The organism is Limnohabitans sp. DCL3, from assembly GCF_048019295.1.
In the GTDB taxonomy this organism is placed as follows: Bacteria; Pseudomonadota; Gammaproteobacteria; order Burkholderiales; family Burkholderiaceae_C; genus Limnohabitans_A.
The window spans coordinates 296914-321474 of the sequence record NZ_CP171842.1 but is presented as its reverse complement, the minus strand read 5'-3'; the positions used below and the strand labels follow the sequence as shown (position 1 = coordinate 321474).

At 59.8% G+C, this 24561-nt stretch carries 24 protein-coding genes; 16 read left to right on the top strand and 8 right to left on the bottom strand.

Translation table 11 applies throughout. From position 1 onward, the window contains the following. The first annotated feature begins 100 nt into the window (after window positions 1-100). Window positions 101-598, top strand: a complete 498-nt coding sequence (locus tag ACHEXK_RS01455; RefSeq protein ID WP_416547482.1) for an Lrp/AsnC family transcriptional regulator — start codon at window positions 101-103, stop codon at window positions 596-598. 15 nt (window positions 599-613) lie between these two features. Here ACHEXK_RS01455 and glmU read toward each other — a convergent pair whose 3' ends face one another. Then, the gene (gene glmU, locus ACHEXK_RS01450) at window positions 614-2023 is read right to left on the bottom strand and encodes a bifunctional UDP-N-acetylglucosamine diphosphorylase/glucosamine-1-phosphate N-acetyltransferase GlmU (protein ID WP_416547481.1); all 1410 of its coding nucleotides are present in this window, start codon (window positions 2021-2023) and stop codon (window positions 614-616) included. Window positions 2024-2231: 208 nt separating this feature from the next. On the opposite strand from glmU, the gene ACHEXK_RS01445 reads away from it, so the two are divergent. The 3 genes from ACHEXK_RS01445 (at window position 2232) to ilvA (ending at window position 5458) form a co-directional block, all read left to right on the top strand. Further along, complete coding sequence (locus ACHEXK_RS01445; protein WP_416547480.1) at window positions 2232-2762, top strand: proprotein convertase P-domain-containing protein; 531 nt, start codon at window positions 2232-2234, stop codon at window positions 2760-2762. Window positions 2763-2782: 20 nt separating this feature from the next. Next, on the top strand, window positions 2783-3616 hold the full coding sequence (locus tag ACHEXK_RS01440) for a DUF6279 family lipoprotein (protein ID WP_416547479.1): 834 nt from the start codon (window positions 2783-2785) through the stop codon (window positions 3614-3616). Window positions 3617-3910: 294 nt separating this feature from the next. Then, window positions 3911-5458 carry a threonine ammonia-lyase, biosynthetic gene (gene ilvA / locus ACHEXK_RS01435; RefSeq protein ID WP_416547478.1) on the top strand — a complete coding sequence of 516 codons (1548 nt, stop codon included), beginning with the start codon at window positions 3911-3913 and terminating at the stop codon, window positions 5456-5458. Window positions 5459-5546: 88 nt separating this feature from the next. Here ilvA and ACHEXK_RS01430 read toward each other — a convergent pair whose 3' ends face one another. Next, complete coding sequence (locus tag ACHEXK_RS01430) at window positions 5547-8177, bottom strand: carboxypeptidase-like regulatory domain-containing protein (protein ID WP_416547477.1); 2631 nt, start codon at window positions 8175-8177, stop codon at window positions 5547-5549. Between the two features lie 115 nt (window positions 8178-8292). Continuing rightward, window positions 8293-8748, bottom strand: coding sequence for a type II secretion system protein N (locus ACHEXK_RS01425; RefSeq protein WP_416547476.1), 456 nt, complete (start codon window positions 8746-8748; stop codon window positions 8293-8295). Window positions 8749-8760: 12 nt separating this feature from the next. Between ACHEXK_RS01425 and gspG the strand changes: the two genes are divergently transcribed. The 12 genes from gspG to ACHEXK_RS01365 are packed head-to-tail and all read left to right on the top strand — an operon-like array spanning window position 8761 to window position 19942. After that, window positions 8761-9207 (top strand): type II secretion system major pseudopilin GspG, encoded by a 447-nt coding sequence (gene gspG / locus ACHEXK_RS01420; protein WP_416548807.1) that lies wholly within the window; start codon window positions 8761-8763, stop codon window positions 9205-9207. Continuing rightward, window positions 9182-9664 carry a prepilin-type N-terminal cleavage/methylation domain-containing protein gene (locus tag ACHEXK_RS01415; RefSeq protein WP_416547475.1) on the top strand — a complete coding sequence of 161 codons (483 nt, stop codon included), beginning with the start codon at window positions 9182-9184 and terminating at the stop codon, window positions 9662-9664. Before gspG ends, ACHEXK_RS01415 begins: the two co-directional genes overlap by 26 nt. Then, on the top strand, window positions 9661-10014 hold the full coding sequence (gspI, locus tag ACHEXK_RS01410) for a type II secretion system minor pseudopilin GspI (RefSeq protein WP_416547474.1): 354 nt from the start codon (window positions 9661-9663) through the stop codon (window positions 10012-10014). The genes ACHEXK_RS01415 and gspI overlap by 4 nt, the downstream gene beginning before the upstream one ends. Continuing rightward, window positions 10014-10715 carry a PulJ/GspJ family protein gene (locus ACHEXK_RS01405; RefSeq protein WP_416547473.1) on the top strand — a complete coding sequence of 234 codons (702 nt, stop codon included), beginning with the start codon at window positions 10014-10016 and terminating at the stop codon, window positions 10713-10715. The genes gspI and ACHEXK_RS01405 overlap by 1 nt, the downstream gene beginning before the upstream one ends. Next, window positions 10712-11710: a type II secretion system minor pseudopilin GspK gene (gene gspK, locus ACHEXK_RS01400; protein WP_416547472.1), complete on the top strand. Its 999-nt coding sequence runs from the start codon at window positions 10712-10714 to the stop codon at window positions 11708-11710. The genes ACHEXK_RS01405 and gspK overlap by 4 nt, the downstream gene beginning before the upstream one ends. Before the next feature lie 7 nt (window positions 11711-11717). Continuing rightward, on the top strand, window positions 11718-12980 hold the full coding sequence (gene gspL / locus ACHEXK_RS01395; protein WP_416547471.1) for a type II secretion system protein GspL: 1263 nt from the start codon (window positions 11718-11720) through the stop codon (window positions 12978-12980). Beyond that, window positions 12977-13504: a type II secretion system protein GspM gene (gspM, locus tag ACHEXK_RS01390; RefSeq protein WP_416547470.1), complete on the top strand. Its 528-nt coding sequence runs from the start codon at window positions 12977-12979 to the stop codon at window positions 13502-13504. Before gspL ends, gspM begins: the two co-directional genes overlap by 4 nt. Continuing rightward, a complete protein-coding gene (gspN, locus tag ACHEXK_RS01385; protein WP_416547469.1) occupies window positions 13501-14295 on the top strand; it encodes a type II secretion system protein N in 795 nt (264 codons plus the stop codon). Before gspM ends, gspN begins: the two co-directional genes overlap by 4 nt. 3 nt (window positions 14296-14298) lie before the next feature. Continuing rightward, window positions 14299-16371: a type II secretion system secretin GspD gene (gspD, locus tag ACHEXK_RS01380; protein WP_416547468.1), complete on the top strand. Its 2073-nt coding sequence runs from the start codon at window positions 14299-14301 to the stop codon at window positions 16369-16371. A gap of 8 nt (window positions 16372-16379) precedes the next feature. Continuing rightward, the gene (locus ACHEXK_RS01375) at window positions 16380-17786 is read left to right on the top strand and encodes a GspE/PulE family protein (RefSeq protein WP_416547467.1); all 1407 of its coding nucleotides are present in this window, start codon (window positions 16380-16382) and stop codon (window positions 17784-17786) included. Window positions 17787-17791: 5 nt separating this feature from the next. Next, entirely contained in the window at window positions 17792-19027 is a 1236-nt protein-coding gene (gspF, locus tag ACHEXK_RS01370) for a type II secretion system inner membrane protein GspF (RefSeq protein WP_416547466.1), read from the top strand. Window positions 19028-19042: 15 nt separating this feature from the next. Beyond that, window positions 19043-19942, top strand: coding sequence for a 5'-nucleotidase (locus ACHEXK_RS01365; protein ID WP_416547465.1), 900 nt, complete (start codon window positions 19043-19045; stop codon window positions 19940-19942). Window positions 19943-19946: 4 nt separating this feature from the next. On the opposite strand, the gene ACHEXK_RS01360 is transcribed toward ACHEXK_RS01365, so the two are convergent. From ACHEXK_RS01360 to htpX, 5 genes are all read right to left on the bottom strand, one after another. After that, window positions 19947-20570 (bottom strand): DUF3299 domain-containing protein, encoded by a 624-nt coding sequence (locus ACHEXK_RS01360; protein WP_416547464.1) that lies wholly within the window; start codon window positions 20568-20570, stop codon window positions 19947-19949. Between the two features lie 16 nt (window positions 20571-20586). Continuing rightward, on the bottom strand, window positions 20587-21876 hold the full coding sequence (locus ACHEXK_RS01355) for an ABC transporter permease (protein ID WP_416547463.1): 1290 nt from the start codon (window positions 21874-21876) through the stop codon (window positions 20587-20589). Next, a complete protein-coding gene (locus ACHEXK_RS01350) occupies window positions 21873-22562 on the bottom strand; it encodes an ATP-binding cassette domain-containing protein (RefSeq protein ID WP_416547462.1) in 690 nt (229 codons plus the stop codon). The genes ACHEXK_RS01355 and ACHEXK_RS01350 overlap by 4 nt, the downstream gene beginning before the upstream one ends. A gap of 35 nt (window positions 22563-22597) precedes the next feature. Continuing rightward, window positions 22598-23548: a DMT family transporter gene (locus tag ACHEXK_RS01345; RefSeq protein WP_416547461.1), complete on the bottom strand. Its 951-nt coding sequence runs from the start codon at window positions 23546-23548 to the stop codon at window positions 22598-22600. A gap of 84 nt (window positions 23549-23632) precedes the next feature. Then, window positions 23633-24508, bottom strand: coding sequence for a protease HtpX (htpX, locus tag ACHEXK_RS01340; protein WP_416547460.1), 876 nt, complete (start codon window positions 24506-24508; stop codon window positions 23633-23635). Window positions 24509-24561: the final 53 nt, after the last annotated feature.

Genomic DNA, 24561 nt, shown 5'->3' with positions numbered 1-24561 from the left:
AGGATGACATCAACGAAATTTCAGATCAATTTTTTATTTTTTTATTTTAAAATTTCACACAATTCGGTAAATGAAATTTTATTTCAATAAACTTCAAATCATGGAATCAATTCAACTTGATGCAATTGACTTGCTACTGCTCGACAGCCTGCAGCACGACGCCAGCCTGAGCAATGTGGCACTGGCCGAGAAGGTCCACGTTTCACCGCCCACATGCCTGCGCCGCGTCAAACGCTTGGTGCAAGGCGGCTGGATCGAGCGACAAGTGGCCGTGCTCAACAGTGACCAACTGGGCCAGACACTGGGCCATGGATTGACAGCCCTGGTAGAAGTGTCTCTGGACCGCCAAGGCAGCGAACAAATGGCCCTGTTCGAGGCGCGCGCCGTCGCACACGCTGCAGTGCAGCAATGCTGGCGTGTGTCGCCGGGACCGGACTTCATGCTGGTGGTTCAGGCCCGCGACATGCCGCACTATTTGACCATCAGCCAAACGCTGTTCACGCAAGATGCCAACGTGCGCAATGTGAAAGCTTTTTTTGCCACCAAGCGCGCCAAGTTCACCGCCACCTGGCCGCTGCCGAATCCCCCTGCGGCTTAGCGCCCAAGCTCTGGCTCAGGGCTTGGGCTTTTTGACGGGTCGGGCCCAATGGGCAATGCTGATCTGTTTGCCGCGGGCCACGCTGAGTGAGCCCGGTTCGGTGCTCTTGGTGATGGTGGAGCCACCGCCCACCGTGCCGCCCGCGCCAATGGTCACCGGGGCCACCAGCACGCAGTTGCTGCCGATGTGCACATCGGCCTCGATCACGGTACGGTGCTTGTGGGCACCGTCGTAGTTGGCGGTGATGCTGCCCGCGCCGTAGTTGACGCGCTCACCCACGGTGGCATCCCCCAGATAAGCCAAGTGGTTGGCCTTGGCGCCTTTGGCGAGGGTGGAATTTTTGACTTCCACAAAGTTACCGATGTGCACCTCGGCGCCAAGCTGTGCGCCTGGGCGCAGGCGGGCAAAGGGACCGATCAGCGCGCCCTCGCCCACGGTAACGCCGAGCTTTTCCCCGTCGATGTGGGTGAAGGGGTGGATCACCGCGCCTGCGGCGATGGTGCAGTTGGCCAGCACGCAGTTCGCGCCGATTTGCACGCCCTCGCCCAATGACACCTGGCCTTCAAAAAGGCAGTTCACGTCGATCTCGACATCTTGCGCGCAATCGAGCTGGCCGCGCAGGTCGAAGCGGGCGGGGTCTTTCAGGCGCACGCCTTGTTCCATCAGGCGATGGGCCTGGCGCAATTGATGAGCACGCTCCAACTCGGCCAGTTGCACGGGGCTGTTGATGCCCGCGACTTGCAGTGCGTCGGTGATTTTGTGCGCCACCACAGGCACGCCATCGGCCACGGCCAGCTTGACCACATCGGTCAGGTAATACTCACCTTGGGCGTTCTGGTTGTCGATGCGACCCAGCCAGGCTTTGAGCAGCTTGGCGGGCACCGCCATGATGCCGCTGTAGACCTCCTGGATCTGCCGCTGGACCTCGCTCGCGTCTTTGTGCTCAACGATCGCTTGCACCGCTTCACCGTGCCGAACGATGCGACCATAGCCTGACGGGTCGGCAAAGTCGATGGTCAGCAGCGCCAGTTTTGTGCCACCGCATTGGGCGATCAGCGCTTGCAGCGTGTCGGCTTGTGTCAGCGGCACATCGCCCGACAAAACCACCACCACACCATCATCGGCCAGTGCAGGAACGGCCTGCTGCACAGCATGCCCGGTGCCCAGCTGCGGCTCTTGGCGCACGCATTGCACCGTCAAGGATTGGCCCGGGGCCAGCACCAAAGGCTCCACTTGGTCAGCGCCATGCCCGGTGATGACCACCGCAGAGCGGGCGTTCAGCTGCGCCGCAGTATTGAGCACATGCTGCACCAGCGGGACACCCGCCAAGCGCTGCAGCACTTTGGGCAATCGGCTTTTCATGCGGGTGCCTTTGCCAGCGGCCATCACGACAACATCGACAGGTAGCGGGGCATTTAGACTCATGGTTTTCTTTCTTTGACTGCCCCAAGTGCGGATCAGTGCTCAGATTGGAATTATCGCCAGACTCCGCCCACTTGACCGCGAACGATGGGCGGGTCCACCGGAGGATTTGGCAAACGGTAGACAATGAACACATTCTGGACTGGCTTGGCCACCCACAAAACTCATAGCCCACAACTGGGGCCCGCAGACCCAATTTACGGACAATTGCATGCCACCCACTTTTTGGACCTGTATCTTGCTTGCCCTGACCACGCTGTTGGCCAGTTGTGGCGGTGGTGGAGGTGCGCCCTCACCCGCTACTGCACAACAGACCACCTCTGAGACGTGCGACTCCAACCTCTTGTGGGCTGCCCACCCGGCGACATCGGGCAGCACCATTCCGGACAACAACGAGACGGGCATATCGGTGCGATGGGATAACCAAAATTGCAACTTGCGAACAGTTTCAACGGCAACGCTGGAAGTCTGCTTGAAACACCCCAAAACCTCAGATTTGGCCTGGACCATCACCCCGCCAACAGGCCTTGGGGCGTTGACACTCAATCCACCCGCAGATTGGAACACCAGCGGTACGGATTGCGGCTCTGATGGGGAAAAATTGCAAAGAATAGACCTTTTGCCCACCGTCTTCCCCACGCTCACAACCCGCGGCATTTGGACACTCCATGTGAAAGACCAACTGTTAGGCGATACGGGCTCATTGGTCCGGTGGCGTCTGGTCTTTCAGGGCACACTTTGATGCGCTTCTGGTTAACCCTCATGGCGCTCCTAGTCCTGCAAGGCTGCAGCGCCATCAAGCTGGGCTATCAGCAACTGCCCACCTTGTCTTATTGGTGGCTGGACAGCACGGTGTCGTTCAACGCCAGCCAGACGACCACGACCAAACAGGCCCTTGAACAGCTTCACCAATGGCACCGCAGCGAGGAGTTACCCGCCTATGCCGATCTGTTGCAACGCGTTCAAGCCTTGTCCGCAGGTCCCGTCCAAACTGAGCAAGTCTGCCGGGTCTGGGCGGAGGTACAAATTCGACTGGACGTCCTGATGCGAGAGGCTGTGGCACAGGCCGCCCCTGTCGCCATGGCTCTGGGTCCCCGCCAACTGAGCCACATCGCACGGCGCTGGGAGAGACAAAACGAAGAATGGGAAAAAGAATGGCTGCTGGGCAGTGCCAGCGAACGCCTGGAGCGTCGTCTGGACAAAACACTCGAGCGCTACCGCTCTTTTTATGGCGAGTTGACAGCTGCCCAAATCAGCTTGGTCAAAGCCCAATTGGCGCAGTCACCCTGGACAGCCGAGTGGGGCAGGCAAGACCGCCAACGCAGACAACAAGATTTGCTGTCCGCCTTGCAGGGCATCAGCCAAAACAAACTGTCACAAACCGAAGCACAAGCCCAACTTTGGGGTGTTTGGCAGCGCTGGCTGAAGCCACCTGAAGCTGAGCAGCGCGCCGTGGTGCAAAGCCTGTCGCAACGTGCGTGCGAGAACTTGGCCCAATTGCACAACGCCGCCTCTCCCGAGCAGCGGCAACAGGCCACTCGCCGTTTACGCGCTTACGAGAGAGACATCCAAGACCTGGTCAACTCGAGGCCTTGAGACCGTTCACACCGTTTTTTGTTGCGTCGCAGCAAAAACCACGTACAATTGCGAACAAGCGTGCTTTTTTGCATGCGCTGATTGTCTCCTCCACCCTCTGAAAAGGTGGATTTGCCCCAAGCCGCAAGGCTTGGGGCATTTTTTTTGGCCGCAACGCGTTGAAACGATCTCAAACGGAGCGTGATCCGCTCTGGGGTGATCACTTGACCCCCTTCGGTTTGAATCAAAAGTGCAGCACTCGCACGCTATGATCAAAACCCAAAGCCCTCTGCTTGGACCACCGACACCGCTCACATGACCACTTCTCACCTCAAACCAGCCGACTACCTGATCAAGATCTTGAATGCCAAGGTGTATGACGTAGCGACCGAATCGGCACTGGAAACGGCTAAAAATCTGTCGCAGCGCCTAGGGAACCAAGTGCTGTTGAAGCGTGAAGACCAACAACCCGTGCACAGTTTCAAGCTGCGTGGGGCTTACAACAAAATGGCGCACCTGACGCCCACGCAACTGAAAAAAGGTGTGATCTGCGCCTCGGCCGGCAACCATGCCCAAGGCGTAGCACTCAGCGCCAGTCGTCTGGGCACGCGCGCCATCATCGTCATGCCCACCACCACCCCTCAGGTCAAGATTGACGCGGTCAAAGGTTTTGGTGGCGATGTGGTGTTGTTCGGTGACAGCTATTCCGACGCCTACAACCACGCGCTGACTTTGCAAAAAAAGCAAGGGCTGACTTTTGTGCACCCCTTTGATGACCCGGACGTGATCGCAGGGCAAGGTACCATCGCCATGGAAATGCTGAGCCAGCACCAAGGCCCGCTCGATGCGGTGTTTGTGGCCATTGGCGGCGGCGGCTTGATCAGCGGCGTGGCCAACTACATCAAAGCCGTGCGCCCGGACGTGAAGGTGATCGGCGTGCAAATGAACGACTCGAACGCCATGATGCAGTCGGTGGCCGCCAAAAAACGCCTGACGTTGACCGATGTGGGTTTGTTTTCAGACGGCACAGCCGTGAAACTGGTGGGCGAAGAAACCTTCCGCGTGGCCAGCAATTTGGTGGACGAGTACATGACGGTGGACACCGATGCGGTGTGCGCAGCCATCAAAGACGTGTTTGTGGACACGCGCTCCATCGTCGAGCCTGCGGGCGCGTTGGCCGTGGCCGCCATCAAACAGTATGTGGCCACGCACAAAACCAAAGGCCAGACGTACGCCGCCATTTTGTGCGGTGCCAATATGAACTTTGACCGCCTGCGCTTTGTGGCCGAACGTGCCGACGTGGGTGAAGAAAAAGAAGCGCTGTTTGCCGTGACCATTCCCGAAGAGCGCGGCAGCTTCAAACGCTTTTTAGAACTCATCGGCAGCCTGCCCGGCGGCCCACGCAATGTGACAGAGTTCAACTACCGCATGAGCGACTCGGACCGGGCCCATGTGTTTTTAGGCCTGAGCACGCAGGGCAAAGGCGAGAGCAGCAAAATCTCGGCCAAATTCAACCAGCAAAAGTTCAAGGCGATCGACCTGACACACGACGAACTGGCCAAAGAGCACATCCGCCACATGGTGGGCGGGCACTCGGCCCTGTCACAAGACGAACGCCTGTTGCGCTTTGAGTTTCCCGAGCGCCCCGGCGCCTTGCTGAAATTCTTGAGCCTGATGCGCCCGGGCTGGAACATCAGTCTGTTCCATTACCGCAACCAAGGCGCCGACTACGGCCGCATTTTGGTGGGCCTGCAGGTGCCCCCCAAGGACGACAAAGCTTTTGAAAAGTTCCTCAAAACGCTGGGGTATCCGTATGCGGAAGAGACGAACAACCCGGTTTATCGTTTGTTTTTGCGGGCATAAAAAAGGCCATCTTGCGATGGCCATTTTTTGACTGATCAATAAGCATTCAACAACCACACATGTTGGAATGTGGTGGTTATCTGTCCAATTACCAGACCTTAGGAACGCACTGGGTTCCCTGCTTGGCCTGCACAGGGTGTACAAAGCCCCGCTCTCCGGTGTAGCCCAACTTGCCATCCGAAGTATTGGCCAAGAACAGCGGGTCGGTGTCCTGATTAGGTCGATCTGACACCGAATTGCCGGGATAAGGGTAGACGGTTTTGTTTGGGTAATCCCACCATACTTCACGCATCTCCATCAACTGTCGCCCACTAACATCACTCAACTGAACATATGCCTGACGTGACCTTACGAAACCCTTGTAAGCAGAGCAGAAATTTAAATTACCGTCCTTTTCACGACTGATCAGGTCGCTGAATCGCAATATTTGTGATTTATCGCTGGTTGCAACCAGACGACCACGATCAGAAACATATTGCTTGCGAACTCTCTGATTGAAATACTGGCTAGCGTTTCCCGCACCACACGTTGTCGCTACTGGGGGGTTTGATGAAGTGAAGGCTGAAGTCACAATAGTGCCTCCGCGATATTTGGAAGTGCTGACCAAACCACAATTACCCGCATTGGGTTCAAGTACTGAGAACTGACCGGGGATGGAAACATCGTAATCTTTACTTGAACTATTGTCATCGTATGTGAAGTTAGCCTTCCTCTGATAAGTTCCCCACTGGTCGTAACTGCTCATGTATCGGCCCGCATAGAAGCTGCCAAAAACAGCACCATCAGCCAATGTGGTTTTGTTACGGCTCCATGAAATGGCCAAATCTTGTCCCACTTCCAACTGGGCCAAATTAGCCCTGGTTTCGTTGGACACACCCGGAAAGCCAAAGGTGCTGGGGTTGAAGTTGCCATCAGGCAATGCAAAAGCATCGGCTGCCAAGGTGTAGTTGAATGTGAAAGGGTAGACCAATTTAGTCACACCATCGCTGTTTTTACGAATCACAGCTGAGCTTGCGCCGGGTGGTACCGAACTGAACTTCGAGGCATCAAGATACAACGTGACTGTGTACACATCACCTTTTCTGGGCAACACATAACTATTGTCTCGTTGAACGTCGTAGCGCAAGAAGTCAAACAAAGGATTGCATGTGGTTGAATCTGGTCTCCAGCGATGGACATCATTGGCGCCTGGTGTCCCAGTCCATGTCGCTTGGTTTCTTTCAACATAAACCGATGGGTCTATGGCGTAAGCTGAGCAACCAAATGTGCGGCGGTCAAATACCTCGACACCTGCAGACAAACCATTTCGGTTGACGTCTGTTCCACCCGTCAACCCATTGACTGTGGTACCACTGGCTTGGCGTACAGATGGCAATCCTGCACCCGTGACGTGCGCCCCAAAAATCACGTCATTTTGCCCCCCAAACCATGGTTTGAGCATCATCGAAACGCCTTGCTCGTATTTGGGGTAGTAAGGGTATTGCCCGCTGGCATCCGCCTTGTAGTTGAAACGAGGCGCCATGTAAAAGAAAAAGTTTTTCTGGTTGCCGTAGGCCCTGACGTTGATGCCATCATCGGCCACCAAAATTTGGCGCATCACCACATCTGTACCCTTTGAGAACTTGAGCAAAACTCGGTAAACGCGTTGATTGTCGTCCGCCAAAAATGAACCCAGTGCCGAAGAAATCACCGATACAGAAACGCCTGTCAAATCTGTTGTTTCGAAAGCGTCCGCCAACCATCCACGCACCCAACGCCAGGACGTCATGCCTTTGTCTTTAAAGTTGACATGGAAGATGTTGTTCGTGGCGTTTGTGACGCCATCGCACTCACCCGCCGTAGGTACTGTGGGCTCAACTTCTACATCGCAGCGGATTGCCAATTGGGAGGTGAAGCGCTGTGCAAATGCCTTGACACGATCCAAATCCAAAGGGGTTGTTTTTGCAGAGATGGCTCCTGCTGGTGTCGCCACTGTGCGAGCGCTGGCCAAGATCTCAACACGGGGACCGCTTCCGAAATTGGATTCATCTTGATTTCTGTCAGCCAAAATGATTTTGCCGTTGGAAACAGAGACAGACAACTGATCCAAAGTGGCATCGTGCTTGCGAGCGTTACCTGTATTGGCAGCGCCTGGCGTGGCATCCAACGGGTCTGAAACAAAATTGGGGTTGGCGCTGAAATCAGCCACGCTTGACAACGCGCTCACCAGCGTTGTGTTGGCTTCAGCCAGTCGTGTGCTTGTTACCGCCTGCATGGCTGAGGAGCTGCCATACGCCAAGGAGGGTTGTGCACCCAATGTCAAGGCGGCGTGCGCTTCCGTCAATGGCGTCACGTTAACCGTGGCTGCAGCACCTGAGGCTGGGCCGGCCGTGACTGCGTGAAAAACTGCTGGGCCCATATCGCCCGATTCGGTCAACATCTGACCCACAACACGCACCATGAAGGGCCCACTCAGGCCATTCAACATGGTACTTGTCAATGCATATTGACCATTGGCATCTGTGGTAACGAGTGCTATGCCTGCAGATTCATCCTGTCCTGTTGGAACTCTGCCATCACTGTCAACGATATAAACCTTGGCATTTGCAATGGGAGCCCCAGTCGCAGCAGTTCCACCGATAGAGAAAGTACTGACACCACCTCCCCCTCCCCCACCACAAGCCACCAAAACTGCCGCAGCCGCAGGCAGCAACAACAACCTCATCGTTTGCTTCAACATAAAAACCCTTCAGGCAAAGAAAATACTGTTCAGTTCATTATGAACAATAAAATCATTTTCTAGAAAGATTTGATGGGCGTACTTACCCTAGGCGACAAAAGTACCAAAATTGCGATCAGGGCTTGTTTTCAGCAGGCAGGTCGAGCAAGAGCTCGGCAGTTGCGGACTTCAGGTGGGCTTGGCGGGCGGTCAAGGACACGAGTGTCCAGCCTTCTTGGACAGTTTGACCGACCCGATACGCTTGGGCAGGCTGGCCATCGACGGCGATCAAGGCACTGCCGCGGCCGGAGGGGCTGGCCATGACGCCGAGCAACTTGAGGGCGCTGCTGGCCACCACCGGTGCGGGGCTTGGCCCAACAGACACCTGACCGAGCGCTTTGGCCATGGCAGCGTCTAAGGGGGCTGCGGGCTGTGGGTTTGCGACAGGGGGCACCCCCCGGCTGGCGACATCCGAGTTGGGCATGTGCAACACCCAAAACGCGATGCCTGCAGCAGCCAGCGCCCACACTGCTGCTGTGGCCAGCGGCAAAACGGTCTTGACGGAAGGGCGCTGCCATGAAATTTCCAACATCTGGCGATTATGATGGACAGCATGACCACAAAATCGATAAGCAAATCTCGTCGCCAAAAAGGTTTTACCCTGATTGAGCTGATGGTGGTGTTGGCCATCATTGGTGTGCTGGCCGCTCTGATCGTGCCCAATGTGTTGGGCCGGGCAGACGATGCCCGCATCACCGCTGCCCGCACCGATGTCGGCAACCTGATGCAGGCACTCAAGCTCTACAAACTCGACAACCAGCGCTTTCCCACCGCTGAGCAGGGCCTGAACGCCCTCACGCTCAAACCCACCGCAGAGCCTGTGCCGGGCAACTGGAAGCCTTACCTCGACAAATTGCCCAATGACCCTTGGGGCCGTCCCTACCAATACATGAACCCGGGCATCAAAGGTGAGGTGGATGTCTTGTCCTTCGGCGCTGACGGGCAAGCCGGGGGTGAGGGCAACAATGCGGACGTTGGCAGCTGGCAATAAAAGCCCGCGAGCTCAGGTCAGCGGCTTCACGCTGCTGGAGTTGCTGATGGTGGTGGCCTTGATCGCGGTGGCCTCGGCGGGCGTGAGTTTTTCGCTGCAGGGCAGCGCTGAAAGTGCCCTGGAAAGGGACGCTGAACGCCTGGCCACGTTGTTGGAAACCGGCCGTGCGCAATCCCGCGCCAATGGCACCCCCGTGGTTTGGCGGTCCATGCCCAGAGGGGCGGCTCAAGCTTTTGTGTTTGAAGGCTTACCCCCTCCTGGTTTGCCCAGCCACTGGCTGGTCGACAGCACGCGGGTGGCGTCCCAAGTGAGCGTGACCTTGGGACCTGAGCCCTTGATCGCACCTCAGGCGATCGCCTTGTCCAGCGCCACCCGTCCCGAGCGTCAAGTGTGGGTGGTCACCGACGGCTTGCGCCCTTTCAAGGTGCAAAACTCGCCCGAGGTGACACGGCCATGAAGCAACGCGGCTTCACACTCATCGAGGTGTTGGTGGCGCTCAGCATCACGGCTGTGGCCTTGATGGCAGGACTAAAGGCTACGGGCTCACTCAGTCGCAATGCCGATCGGCAGACCTTGAGCATGCTGGGGCAAATCTGCGCAGACAACGAACTCATTGCCTTGCGGCTGCGCAGGCAATTGCCCGATACAGGCAACCGCAGCGTCGAGTGCCAGCAAGCCGGGCGCAGCCTTCAGGTCGATGTGTCGGTGCGCCCCACGCCCAACCCCAACTTCCGACGGGTCGATGCGCGCGTGCTTGACCAAGGTGCGCCTGTGCTGCAAGTCTCGACCGTGATGGGGCGCAACTGATGGCCGACCCTCAACACGGGCCTCGCGGCTTCACACTCATCGAGGTGCTGGTGGCCATCAGCGTGATGGCCTTGATGGCGTTGATGGCTTGGCGTGGCCTGGACGGTATGCTGCGCACCCAAAGCGGTCTGCAGTCGCGCGCAGACGAAATCCGGACATTGCAAGCAGGTTTGGCCCAGTGGCAAACAGACCTTGACCAACTGGCCCAATTGCCCGGCACCCCCAGCTGGGACTGGGACGGCCAAGTGCTGCGCTTGACGCGCCGAACGGCACAAGAGCCGCCCTCCAGCACTGGTGCAAAAGCCAGCGTGCAGGTGGTGGCGTGGACTTGGCGTCGCGACCCTGGTCGGCCCGGCGGTGGCGATTGGCAACGCTGGCAATCGCCACCGCTGACGCAAAAACGAGACTGGCAAAACGCTTGGGTGTTGTCACAACAGTGGGGCCAGACCCCCAGCGACGCCACACGCCAAGGACAGGTGCATATTCACCCCTTGGCAGGCTGGCAATTGTTTGTGCACCGCGGCGGCAGCTGGACCAATCCCTTGTCCAGCGATGCCGTGACGGCGGGCAACAACCCCGCCAGCCCAGGCACGCCCCCTGATGGCGTGCGCTTGGTGTTGACTTTGCCCCCTGGCCCCGCAGGCGCAGGGGTGCTCAGCATGGATTGGGTGCGCCCCACTTTGACGGGGGCACCGTCATGAAGCCCAGTTTTGACCGCGCCCCTGCCCAACACCAGCGCGGCGCGGCCTTGCTCTTGGCCATGCTCACCGTGGCGCTGGTGGCCACCTTGGCCAGTGCAGCCTTGTGGCAACAGTGGCGGCAAGTCGAAATTGAAATCGCAGAACGCGGCCGCAGCCAAACCAACTGGATGATGACCGGTGCGCTGGATTGGGCCCGCTTGATTTTGCGCGAGGATGCAGCTTCAGCGCAGGGGGCAGGCGTTGACCATTGGGGTGAACCTTGGGCCTTGCCTGTGCAAGAGTCCAAGTTGTCGACCTTTTTGTCGCAAGACCAGCAATGGCGCGAAGGCGATGCGGAAGTTTTTTTATCGGGTCAGATCACGGATGCGCAATCGCGCATGAACGTGATGAACCTGATTGAAGACGGCAAAGTCTCCCCCAAAATGCTGGCCCGTTTTGGGGCATTGTTTGATCGGCTGAACCTGCCCAAGAGCGAGCTGCAAGCCATGGCGGAACAATTGCAAGCCGCCTGGCAAGCCAACACAGAGGGGAAAACCAAGCCCCAAAGTGCTGCAGCCAACGCCCCTTTGTTGCCGCAGTACAGCGCACAACTGGTCTGGCTGGGCCTGAGTCCCCGCAGCTTGCTCGCCTTGTCAGCCCACATCACCTGCTTGCCCGAAGCCACGCCTGTGAACCTGAACACCGCCTCGGCCGAGGTGTTGTCGGCCAGCCTACCGGGCTTGGACTTGGCCTCTGCGCGGCAAGCGGTGAACCTGCGTCAACGCGGGCACTGGGTCAGCCTGGATGCCGCACGACAAGCGCTGGGCGCTGCGGGACGCCAGTTGGACGACAAGCAACACAGCATTCAGAGCCATTACTTCGAAATCACTGGCCGCATGCGCATTGACAACGTGGTGCAAGAAGAGCGCACATTGGTTCGGCGGCAAGGCACCCAAGTGAGCATGGTGTGGCGCGTCCAGAACCCCCAACAACGCCACAGCACCCCTCTACAATGATCTGAACATGCGCACCCTGATCATTCAATTGCCGCTTGGCCATGCTGGCCCCAGCCTGACTTATCCGCACGTGGTGGTCCAGGCCAGCGCGGATGCGAAACCCATGCCCCTGAAGTGGGCTGCAGCCAAGCTCTTGCCCGCCGCAGATCGGCAAACTGAGGTGGTGGTGCTGCTGCCCGCATCGGCGCTGTCTTGGCACCGGGTTGACATGCCGCCAGGACTCCACAAACAAATGGCCCGACTGCAAAGCGCCTTACAAGGCCTGTTGGAAGATCGCCTGCTCGACGAGCCTGCCCAATTGCACATGGCTTTACAACCGGGCTGGAAAGACACGGGACGGCCTTGGGTGGTGGTGTGCGCGCGTGAATGGCTCAGCAACCACCTTCAGGCGCTGGAGCAAGCCGGTCTCCAAGTCAACCGCATCGTGCCTGAGTTCCATCCGGGTTCAGACCAAGCCTCAGCTCCAACGGTGCAGATGACCGCTTTGGGCGAAGCCGAATCGGGATGGTTGTGGATGACCCACCCCGAACGTGGCGTTTGGGGGCATCCGACACAGGGCCTGATCTCACAAGGCCAAAATCTGGCGCTTTCTGAAGCTGACCGACAAAGCCTTCAGCTGCAAGCCGAGCCTGCCGCCGTGGCCTGGGCCAGTGCGTTGTTGGACACACCGGCGCGCTTGATCCCCTCGGGCCAACACTGGTTGGCCGCTGCGGGGGCCGACTGGGACCTGGCGCAGTTTGACTTCAAGGTCAATGCCCGATCGCGCCAAATGAAAATCTGGCAACGTACCGCCAGCACGTTTTGGCACAGTCCTGCATGGCGTCCCGTGCGTTGGGGGGTGTGGGCCTTGTTGGCAGGGCAACTCTTGGGGCTCAACGCCTGGGCCTGGAAAACCCGCTCCGATTGGCAAAACCAACAACAGCGTTGGGGCCAAATCCTGCGCGATACGTTTCCGAAAACTCAGGTGGTGGTCGATGCCCCCGTGCAAATGGCCAGAGAAGTCGAGCGGCTGCGCCAGTCCTCGGGTCAACTCAGTGCAAGCGACCTGGAATCCATGCTGGGCCACCTCGGCCAAGCCATGCCTTCAGGCCTTGCGTCTGCAGGTCAATGGATTTACCAGCCTGGTCAGTTGCGACTGCAAAACTTCAAAATCAGCCCTGTTGAACAACAGACCCTGCAACAGGCCCTGCAAAAACGCGGCTACCGATGGCAAGCCGAAGGCGATGCCTGGGTCATGACCGTCGCCTCCACTGGGCAGGCCAAACCATGAAAGCCAACAGGTCCCACAAGCCCTTGCGGGCTGCTTTACAACATGCTTGGGCACAACGCCCACCACGGGAGCAGCGGCTCTTGCGCTGGGCCGCTGGCCTGTTGGTGTTGGGCGCCTTGTGGTCTCTGGCCATGGAGCCGGCTTGGCGCACTTGGCAGCAAGCCCCTGCACGGCAAGCGATGCTGGACGCGCAAAGTCAGACCATGCTGGAGTTGCAAGCCCAAGCCCAAAGCCTGCAAAAGCCCAACCCGATCAGCCGCAACGAGTCGATCCAATGGCTGGAGAACAACCTGAGCGATCTGGGGCCGGGTGCCCAGATCATCATGCAAGGCGAACGCGCCACCTTGAACCTGAGCGCTGCACCGCCTGAAGCCTTGGCCCGTTGGCTCGGCCTGGCGCGCGAACGCGCCCTGGCCATGCCCATCCAAGCCCAACTGCAGCCCAGTGTTGCGGCCGGTGCTGTCGACAACGCCGCCAAATCCAGCCCTGTGTTGCGCGGCACCATGCTGTTGCGACTGCCATGAGCAACCGCGTTGCACGTGCGACCTGGGCCGCAGCTTGGTGTGGGGCCTTGCTCGGCTTGGTCTTGGCTTGGGGGATCTGGGCCCCTGCGCGTTGGTTGGCCTGGGGTCTTGCGCAAGCCAGCCAGGGCCAAGTGCAGTGGCACGATGCCCGTGGTACGTTGTGGTCGGGCTCGGCACGCGTGGTGTTGACGGGTGGCGCTCAAAGCCGCGACGCTCAGGCCTTGCCCGGCCGTTTGCAGTGGCAGATCACACCGCGCTGGGATGGCCTGCACATCGCGTGGCAAGCCAACTGTTGCATGACCGAGGCGGCCTCTTTGCAAATTCAAGCCGGCTGGGCCAGATGGCATGCCCAACTGAGTGACCACACCGCCATCTGGCCGGCAGCGCTGCTCAGCGGCCTGGGCGCGCCTTGGAACACCTTGCAACCCGAAGGCCAACTGCAGCTGCGCACCCAGGCCTTGCAACTGCACTGGGCACAAGGCCGCATCCAGATGCAAGGCCAAGCCGAGTTGCGATTGCAAAATTTATCGTCTCGCCTGAGCACCCTCCAACCCATCGGCACCTATCTGCTGCACGTGCGTGGCACCCCAGAAGGCACCCCCACCCCGAGCCTGCAACTGAGCTCAGAAAAAGGGCCCTTGTTATTGACCGGTCAAGGACAATGGGTAGGGGCCCGATGGCGATTTACCGGCGAAGCCAGCGCCGAAGAAGGCAGCGAAAGCCCCTTGAACAATTTACTCAACATCATCGGCCGCCGCCAAGGCGGCAAAAGCCTGCTTTCTTTGGGATAAGCCATGCAAACGCCTCACTTTTTGACCGCCTCACGCCTTTCAGCCGTGGCCATGGCCCTGGCTTGCTGCGTCCCCATGGCCATGGCCCAAACCGGCAGCACCAAATCCAGCAAGGCCAAAGAGCCCGTGACGCTGAATTTTGTCAATGCCGAAATTGAAGCCGTGGCACGCACTGTGGCCACCCTGTCGGGACACAATGTGGTGGTCGACCCCCGAGTCAAAGGCAGCATGACCTTGTCCAGCACTGTGGCCGTACCACCCGCACAAGCGCTGCGGTTGTTTGCCGCCCAACTCAGAACCCAAGGCTTTGCACTGGTCGAGTCGGCTGGCCTCTACACCGTTGTGCCAGAGGCCGAAGCCAAACTCCAAAGCAGCGCCGTTTCGGCAGGTGCCGTGCCGGCCAGCAGTGGCCAAATCGTGACGCAGATTTTCAAGCTCAACCACGAAAACGCCAACAACCTGGTGCCGGTGCTGCGACCGCTCATCAGCCCGAACAACACCATCAACGTGAACCCCGGCACGAATGCCCTGGTCATCACCGACTACAGCGACAACTTGCAACGCTTGGCCCGCATCATCGCGGCCCTGGACATGGCCAACGCCACGGGTGTGGAAATCATTCGCCTGAAACACGGCATCGCGGTGGATTTGGCACCCATGCTGCAACGCCTGATCGATTCGGGTGCTGCTGCCGGTGCACCCGCTGCGACAGGTCAAACCGACAACGGCTTCAAAACCACGGTGCTGGCAGAAACCCGCACCAACTCCTTGATCGTGCGGGCGGCCAACCCAGCGCGTTTGGCCCTCACACGCGCCCTGGCTGATCAATTGGACCAACCCAACGCCACGGGCGCAGGCGCGGCCAGTGGCAACATCCATGTGGTGTATTTGAAAAACGCCGATGCCACCAAATTGGCCGTGACCTTGCGTGCAGCATTGACCGCCCAAGGCCATAACGCCACGGCGAGCACACCGGGTCAGACCCCCAACCCAACGCCCAACGCCCCCGGAGCCGCCAGCGCCAGCGCCAGCGCACAACCCTCGACAGGCGGACAGATTCAGGCCGACCCGGCCACCAATGCTTTGATCATCACCGCGCCTGAGCCCCAATACCGCCAACTGCGCTCAGTCATTGACATGCTCGACCAACGCCGTGCGCAGGTGTTTGTGGAAAGCCTGATCGCCGAAGTCAGCGCCGACAAAGCGGCTGAATTTGGTGTGCAGTGGATGAGTGGTACGGGCACGGGTGGCAACCTGGTGGGCTTGCTGGGCACCAACTTTGGCAGCAAAACGGGTGATACCAGCAATTTGTTGGCACTGGGTGCCAGTGCGGCGGCTGGCACTTTTACCGCGCCATCAGGTCTGAATGTCGCTCTGGGCGGCAAACGCAACGGCGCTTTGGCCTTGGGGGCCCTGGCCCGGTTTTTACAGTCCAACGGCGATGCCAACGTGTTGTCCACCCCCAACTTGCTGACCCTGGACAATGAGGAAGCCAAGATCGTGATTGGCCAGAACGTGCCCTTCGTGACCGGCTCCTACGCTGCTGCCGCTGCCGGAACCACCAACCCATTCACCACCATCGAACGCAAGGATGTGGGCTTGACACTGCGCGTGAAGCCTCAAATCAGTGAAAGCGGCACCATCAAAATGCAGGTCTACCAGGAAGTGAGCAACGTCGACGCCAAATCCGTCGGCTCGAAAGACGGTCTGATCACGAACAAACGTTCCATTGAAACCAATGTGTTGGTGGATGACGGATCCATCATTGTTCTGGGTGGCTTGCTGCAAGACGACACCAGCACCAGCCAAGAAAAAGTGCCGGGCTTGGGCGACCTGCCCCTGTTTGGCAACCTGTTCAAGTCAGAGGCGCGCAGCCGCAAAAAAACCAACCTCATGGTGTTTCTGCGGCCTGTGGTGGTGCGCGATGGCGCGGCCACCGAGGCTTTGTCCATGGGTCGGTATGAGCAAATGCGCCAGAACCAGCAAGGCTTCCAACCCACAGCCACTGAAGTCTTACCTTTGCCAGGCTCAGCGGTCATGCCGCCTATGGCTGCACCCGCCCCCCGCCAACCCTGATCCTGACCATGCGCTACCCCCTGCCCTACGCTTTTGCCCGCGCCAGCCGCTTGCTGCTGGAGGAAGATGGAGAGCGTCTGACCCTGTGCTGGAGCGAGGACAGCGACCGCTCGGCCCTGTCCGAAGTCACGCGCAAGTTTGTCGCTCAAGGACTTGCGATGCAGCCCATCGCATCGGGTGAGATGGCGCAACGCATCAACCAAGCGTATTCCGGTGGACAAGCCAACAGTTCGTCCACCGCTGCCGCCGTGGTCAGCGAGGTCGAGTCTGACGCGGATTTGTCGCGCATGATGCAAGAGCTGCCTGCGGTGGAAGACTTGCTGGAAGCCAGCGACGACGCGCCCATCATCCGCATGCTCAACGCTTTGCTGACGCAAGCGGCGCGCGACGGCGCCAGCGACATCCACATCGAGCCCTATGAACGCCACAGCAGCGTGCGCTTTCGGGTCGATGGCACGCTGCGCGAGGTGGTGCAACCCAACCGCGCCCTGCACGCCGCGCTGATTTCGCGCCTGAAAATCATGGCCGAGCTGGACATTGCCGAAAAACGACTGCCGCAAGACGGACGCATCAGCTTGCGCCTGGGTACCCGGGCGGTGGATGTGCGTGTCTCCACCCTGCCCAGTGCCCACGGCGAACGCGCTGTGCTGCGGCTCTTGGACAAAAGTGAAGCGCGTTTGACCCTGGAAGCCGTGGGCATGCAAGGGCGGGTGTTGCAGCAGGTGGACCAACTGATCGCCCAGCCGCACGGCATTTTGCTGGTGACGGGCCCCACAGGTTCCGGCAAAACCACCAGCCTGTATGCGGCGCTGCAACGTCTGGACGCCACACGCTACAACATCATGACGGTGGAAGACCCGATCGAATACGAGTTGCCTGGCGTTGGCCAAACACAAGTCAACGCCAAAATCGATCTGAGCTTTGCCAAGGCCTTGCGCGCCATCCTGAGGCAAGACCCGGACGTGATCATGATCGGCGAAATCCGTGATTTTGAAACCGCACAGATTGCCATCCAAGCGTCCCTCACCGGCCACTTGGTCCTGGCCACGCTGCACACCAACGATGCGGCCAGCGCCGTGACGCGCTTGACCGACATGGGTGTCGAGCCGTTCTTGCTGAGCTCCTCGCTATTGGGCGTGCTGGCCCAAAGGCTGGTGCGCAAGCGTTGCAAGGCCTGCCATGGTGCTGGTTGCGAAGTCTGCGGCCACACCGGCTACGCCGGGCGCACCGGTATTTTTGAATTGCTGGTGGCCAGCGACGACATCCGTGCCCAGATCCACAACCGCGCCGCCGAGTCAGAACTGCGCACCACCGCTTTGCAGCAAGGCATGGTGCTGATGCGTGACGACGGGCAACGTTTGGTGGACTCAGGCCTCACCAGCGCCGAAGAACTGCTGCGCGTCACGCGCGACTGACCCCCATGCCAGCCTACCGCTTTGAAGCCCTGCAAGCCGACGGCGCCACGCGCAAAGGCATCGTGGAGGCCGACAGCCTGAAGTCGGCACGCACGCAGCTGCGCGCACAGTCCTTGGTCCCTTTGGTGGTGCAAGCCATCGCTGCCGGCGCGGCCCAGCCCGATGCCAGTCGGCCTTGGTGGCAACGCCCGCTCAGCCCCCAACGCGCATTCAATGCCAGCCAGCGCAGCATTTGGACACGCCAATTGGCCGGCTTGGTCAGCAGCGGCTTGCCCATTGAACGCGCCCTCTCGGCCTTGGCCGAAGAGTCTGAGCACGAGTCGCAACGCCAGCTCATGGCGGCCATCCGCGCCGAAGTCAACGCGGGCAGCAGCTTGGGCCGCGCCTTGGCGCTGCACCCCGGTGAGTTTCCAGCGATTGACCGCGCCGTGATCGCCGCAGGCGAAGAAAGCGGCCATTTGGGCGATGTGCTGAACCAACTGGCCAATGACCTGGAAGACCAGCAAGTGTTGCGCTCCAAACTGTTGTCGGCCTCCTTGTATCCGGCCATCGTGAGTTTGGTGGCCCTGGCGATTGTGATTTTTCTGGTCACCTCGGTGGTGCCGCAGGTGGCCGGCGTGTTTGCGGGCACCAAGCGGCCCTTGCCAATGCTCACGGTGGCCATGCTGGCCCTCAGTGACTTTGTGCGCAATTGGGGCTGGTTGGTCCTGTTGGGCGTTGTCGGTGGCACGTTCAGTTTGCGCTTGGCCTTGAAGCAACCCGCCTTGCGTTTGAAATGGGACGCTGCTTGGTTACGCATGCCGCTGGTGGGTCGTCTGGCCCGTGGCTACAACAGTGCCCGTTTTGCCTCCACCTTGGCCATGCTCACCGCCGCTGGTGTACCCATCCTCAAAGCATTGCAGGCCGCAGCCGATACGCTGTCCAACCAAGCCTTGCGGGCCGATGCGCTGGAAGCCTTGGTGCGTGTGCGCGAAGGCGCACCGCTGGGTACGGCGCTCGCACAACATGCCCGCTTTCCGAGTTTGCTGTCCATGTTTGCCCGGCTCGGCGAACAAACCGGCCAGTTACCCGTGATGTTGCAACGGGCAGCAGCCCAGCTGTCTTCAGAGGTACAACGCCGCGCCATGGCCCTGGCCACGGTGCTCGAGCCCTTGTTGATCGTGGGCATGGGCGGTCTGGTCATGTTGATCGTGCTGGCCGTGCTGATGCCCATCATGGAACTGAACCAATGGGTCAAATAGGCCTCAGGAGCAAGCATGCCCGCATCCCTTGAAGGCCAACTCGTCGTCGCGATATCTTCTCGCGCCCTGTTCGACTTTGAAGAAGAGAACCGCCTCTTTGAGCAAGGCGACGACCGGGCTTATATGAAGTTGCAGCTCGAACGGCTCGAAGCGCCCGCCAAGCCCGGCGTGGCTTTTTCGCTGGTGCGCAAGCTGCTCGCTTTCAACGATGCCGATGCGCAACGGGTCGAAGTGGTCATCCTCTCGCGCAATGACCCGGTCTCGGGCATGCGCGTGTTTCGCTCGGCGCAGCATTACGAGCTGCCCATCCAGCGCGGCAGTTTCACACGCGGACAACCCCCTTGGCGATACCTGAAACCGCTGAACGCCAACTTGTTTTTATCCACCCACTTGTCGGACGTGCGTGCCGCATTGGGTGCGGGTGTGCCCGCCGCGCAGGTGTACCCGCATTCCGCACTGGCTTCAGCGGCACACCCCCACGAGGTGCGCATTGCTTTCGACGGCGACGCGGTGCTGTTTTCTGACGAGGCAGAGCGTGTGTTTCAGGCCGAGGGGCTGTCAGCGTTTCAAGCCCATGAGCGCGACAAGGCCGGGCAACCTTTGTTGGCGGGTCCATTCAAACCCTTGCTGGCGGCCTTGCACCGCTTGCAGCAAGAAGGCACACCCGCCATGCGGATTCGCACCGCACTGGTGACCGCCCGCAGCGCCCCGGCCCATGAGCGCGCCATCCGCACGCTCATGGACTGGAACATCGAGGTGGACGAAGCCATGTTCTTGGGTGGCTTGCCCAAGGGCGAATTTTTGCGCGAGTTCGAGCCAGACTTTTTCTTTGACGACCAAACCGGTCACATTGAATCGGCTGCGCGGCATGTGCCATCCGGGCATGTGGTGTCTGGCGTTTCCAACCCGGACTGAGCCCTCACTTTTTATCGACAAAGGGCGTCACCGACTTGGCCTCAATCCTGTAACCAGACACCCCCATGTGCGAGTCGGTTGGGGTGGCGCTCAAAGGGCCAGAGACCCACAAGGTGTCCATCAGACGAAAGCGCTTGGTGGGTTTGTTGAGCACCACATGCACGATCTGGTTGGCAGGCGGCGGCGGCGAATGCACGCAAGCGCCAAAGTAGGGCACGAGCAAAAACTCCTTGCTGCCTTCGGGCAGGTCCTCCAGCGGCACCATGAAACCAGGCAAGCGCACGCTTTGCCCCAAGATCAGCGGGTTGATGGGCGCGTTGTCCCACATCTTGCGCATTTTTTTCAGGGCCTCCTCGGCCCTGGGGTCGTTGTCCTTGAGCTTGTCCAGGTTGAGTGCTTTGAGGTCTTTGTAAGGGTCCCAGCCAGGGGGAATCAACTGTTCCCAACCGATGGTGCGCGTCTGACCAGGCAGGCTCGCACCAGGCGGCGGGCCTTCGCCCGACAAAGCGGGCTGGACCTGTGGCACGGTGTCGCGCACCGTGTCACGCACACTTTGAGCCACAGCCTGGCCCATGAGCCCAAGGCCCCCAGCACACAACCCCCACTTCACCACGTTGCGCCGCTTCATCCCGGATCCTTTTGGTTCATACCCGTGGCGACAAGCCATCGGCCAAAGACAAACGATAAGCCCGCCAAGCTGGCCCCAAACTGGCCAACAAACCGGCCAACCATACCGTGCAAGCCAAAGCCCATTGCGTGGGCAAAGGCGAGGCCAGTTGCAAGCCAATGCCCAGCGACTGCTGCAGCCAGGGTGTGGCCAAGGCCATGCCGGCGTGGGCCAACAGCACACCCATCAAGACCCCTGCACCCGTGACCCACACCCCTTCGAGGGTGAGCAGACCCAGCACATGGCGCGGCGCTGCCCCCACGGCGCGCAGCACAGCCAGTTCGCGGCGGCGCTCATTCAGGCCCGCCAGCACCACCGCCATGAGCGAGACCACGCTCACCAAGGCCACCAGGGCCGAGACCGCGAGCAAGGCGTTTTCACCCACCCCCAATACCGACCACAGCTCATCCAGTGCCACGCCGGGCATCACGCCCATCAGCGCTTCGGCTTCGTACAAATTCACAAAGCGCTGCACATTGAACGCCGCCGCCCGGCTTTTCAGGCCGACCAGGGCGGCCGTGACTTCTTCGGGCTGCAGGTTGAATTTGCGCGCCTGATCGGCCGGGATTTGACCGCCCGGCAGGCTGGCGCCCCCCACCCAGCCCAAGTGCAAAGCCTCCAGCGCTTGCAGGCTCACATGCACCGTGCGGTCTATCGGCGTGCCTGTAGGGGCCAAAATGCCAACCACCTTGAAGGGCTTGTCGGCATGCGCATCCGCGGCCTCGCCTTCGTGGTCATGGTCATGCAGCCCGTGACCCAAAGTGATGCTTTGGCCCAGGTCATAACCCATTTGGCGCGCCACTTCGGCCCCGATCACGGCCTCGTACAAGCCGTCGAGCGTGTCCGCAAACGCCGTGCCATGCTGCAAGACCAGCGGCTGTTTGTCGCCATAGGCAAAGTGCTGAAAAAACGCGGGCGTGGTGCCCAGCACCGGGAAGCCCCGGTGCGAATCCCCCAAACTCAGCGGCACCACCCAGGACACCGAGCGGTGCTGGGCCAGTTGGTGGACGCTGTCCATGGACATGCTTTGCGGCACGCTGCCGATGTGGAACACCGAAAACAGCATCAGCTGCACCGGGCTGCTGCGGGCCCCCACAATCAGGTCAACGCCACTGACCGAATGTGCAAAACTGCTTCGGATGTCGTGGCGCAAACGCTCCAGCGTCCACAGCAAGGCGGTGGCCAGCGCCAGCGACACCACGACCCACACCAAAGTGCTGCGGCGGTTCCAAGCGCTTTGTCGGGCGATGTGGAGCAAGCTGTTCATGCACCTGCCCCTGACCGCATCAAGGCCGGCAAAGACCACTGCACGTCAAAGCGCGCGGCCTGCTGTTGATCGTGGCTCACACACACCAAAGTGCTGCCCGTGTCGCGCGCGGCCTGTAACAGCAGGTCCATGAAGTCCTGGCGCAAGGGCGCATCCAGCGCCGAAGTCGGCTCGTCGGCCAAAATCAACTCGGGCTGGCCCATCAAGGCGCGGGCGGCGGCCACCCGCTGCTGCTGACCCACCGACAAGGTGTCGGCGCGACGGCGCCACAGGACCTCCGGCAAGGCCATGCGCTGCAACCACCTTTGGGCCTGAGACTCGGGCCCCCCAGCGGGCTGGCAGCGCTCACGGCGCAACTTGGAAAAGCGGCAAGGCAAGGTCACATTGTCCAAAACGCTCAGATAGGGCAACACATTGAACTGCTGAAACACCACCCCCACATGGTCAGCCCGAAAAGCGTCGCGCCGGCCCGTCTTCAAAGTCGCCCAATCCTGCCCCAGCAAAGCCACTCGGCCTTGGCTGGGCAACAAAACCCCCGCCAACAAGCCCAGCAAAGTGCTTTTGCCGCAACCACTGGGTCCGTGCAAAAACACGGTCTGGCCGCGCTCCACATGCAAGCGGCCCAGCACCAAGGTGTCAGGCCCGCCACGGGTCCAGGCAAAGCGCAATGGCTCAATGTCGATCACACAGTTCTCCCGGTTGAGCGAAGCAATATACCCCGTCACTCGGGCACAACAGCCTTTCTCCGGCTTTCCCTGCGGGCAATCCAAACGGTCGAGCCCAAAATGACCAAGGCCCCCGCCCACGTCCATTGGCTGGGCACATCGCCAAACACCAGCCAACCCAAGACCGAAGCCCAGACCAGGTCCAGAAAGCGCAGCGATTGGGTGGCCGAAATGTCGGACAAAGCAAAAGCCCGCGTGAGGCAGTAATGGGCCAGCGTGCCCAATACTCCCGTCGCGGCAAAACCCAGCCACTGCATGAGCGTGGGCATTTGCCAATGGGGCAAGGCCATGGGCAGGCTCAGCACAGACACCGTCAGCGCTTGCCACAGCACGATGACACCCGGTTTTTCATACCGGGTCAGGGCTTTGGTGATGAGAAAAGAAGCCGCAAACACCGGGGCAGAGGCCAGCATGACGAGGTTGAACCAACCGCCCTCTCCAGACATCTTCGGCAAAACCACCACCAACACCCCAGCAAAACCAACGATGGCGGCGATCCAGCGGTCTTTGCGCATCGGCTCGCCCAGGAACCAGGCCGCGCCAAGCATGATGAAGATCGGCCCGGTAAAGCCAATGGCGGTCATGTCGGCCAAGGGGATTTTGGGCAAAGCGGTGAACCACAAGATCAAGCCCAGGGTGTGCACCCCTCCGCGCCAGAACTGCCCCACCCTGTTCACAGGCCTGTAGGCACGCCAGCCATCACGCCAAACCCAAGGCAAGATCACCAACAGGCCAAACACATAGCGCAAGAACTGCGACTGGTAAACGTCCAACTGCAACGTCAGTTCACGCGCAATGGTGTTGAGCAGGGAAAACAAAAAACCGCCCAACACCATCCAGACCATGCCTTGCACGGCCAGGGGCCAGGACGAAAAAACTCGGCGGCTGCGCTGCTGCGCCAGCCGCCAAGAGCGTGGAAGAGAGAAAAAGGCTTGGCGCGGTTTCATGCGCAGCCACGGCGAAGAAGGTGAGTCACCCGGCCATCTTAGGCCGGGTCAGCGCTTGATCAGGTCGCTTGGGTTACGCCCAGATCATGGGGCGCTGTTTTGCAGGGCTGCAATGCGCTCTTCAATCGGCGGGTGTGTGCTGAACAGCTGGCCAATGCCACCGGCAATGCCCATGGCCGCCATGCTTTTGGGCAGCTCGGCGGTGTGCACACCACCCAAACGGGCCAAGGCGTTGATCATGGGCTGTTTGCGGCCCATCAACTGGGCTGCACTCGCATCGGCGCGGAACTCGCGCTGACGGCTGAACCAGGCCACGATGATCGCCGCGACAAAGCCCAGCAGAATATCCATCACGATGGTCGTGATGTAGTAACCCATGCCGGGGCCGGTGTTTTCTTCGTCGTTTTTACGCAGGAAACTGTCGACGGCATAGCCCACCACGCGCGAGATGAAGACCACAAAGGTGTTCATCACGCCCTGAATCAGGGTCATGGTGACCATGTCACCGTTGGCAATGTGTGCCACTTCGTGCGCGAGCACGGCCTCGATTTCCTCATGGGTCATGTTTTGCAACAAGCCTGTGGAGACGGCCACCAAGGCTGAGTCACGGAAAGCGCCGGTGGCAAATGCGTTCGGGTCGCCTTCAAAAATACCGACTTCGGGCATGCCTATGCCCGCTTGGTCGGCCAATTTGCGCACCGTGTTCACGATCCAGGCCTCGTCGGCATTGGCCGGCTGGTCAATGACTTTCACGCCCGAAGACATTTTGGCGATCCATTTGCTCATGAGCAAAGAAATGATGGCACCGCCAAAGCCCATGATCAGCGCAAAACCCAGCAAAGCGCCCAGGTTCAAGCCATTGGATGTCAGAAATCGATTGACCCCCAGCAAGTTGGCGACGACGCCCAAGACCAGCACCACAGCCAGGTTGGTCACGACGAAAAGAAAAATGCGTTTCATGTTCAATTTCACTTTCACCCGAAAGACGCGGGCACGTTGGGGTGGATATTAGG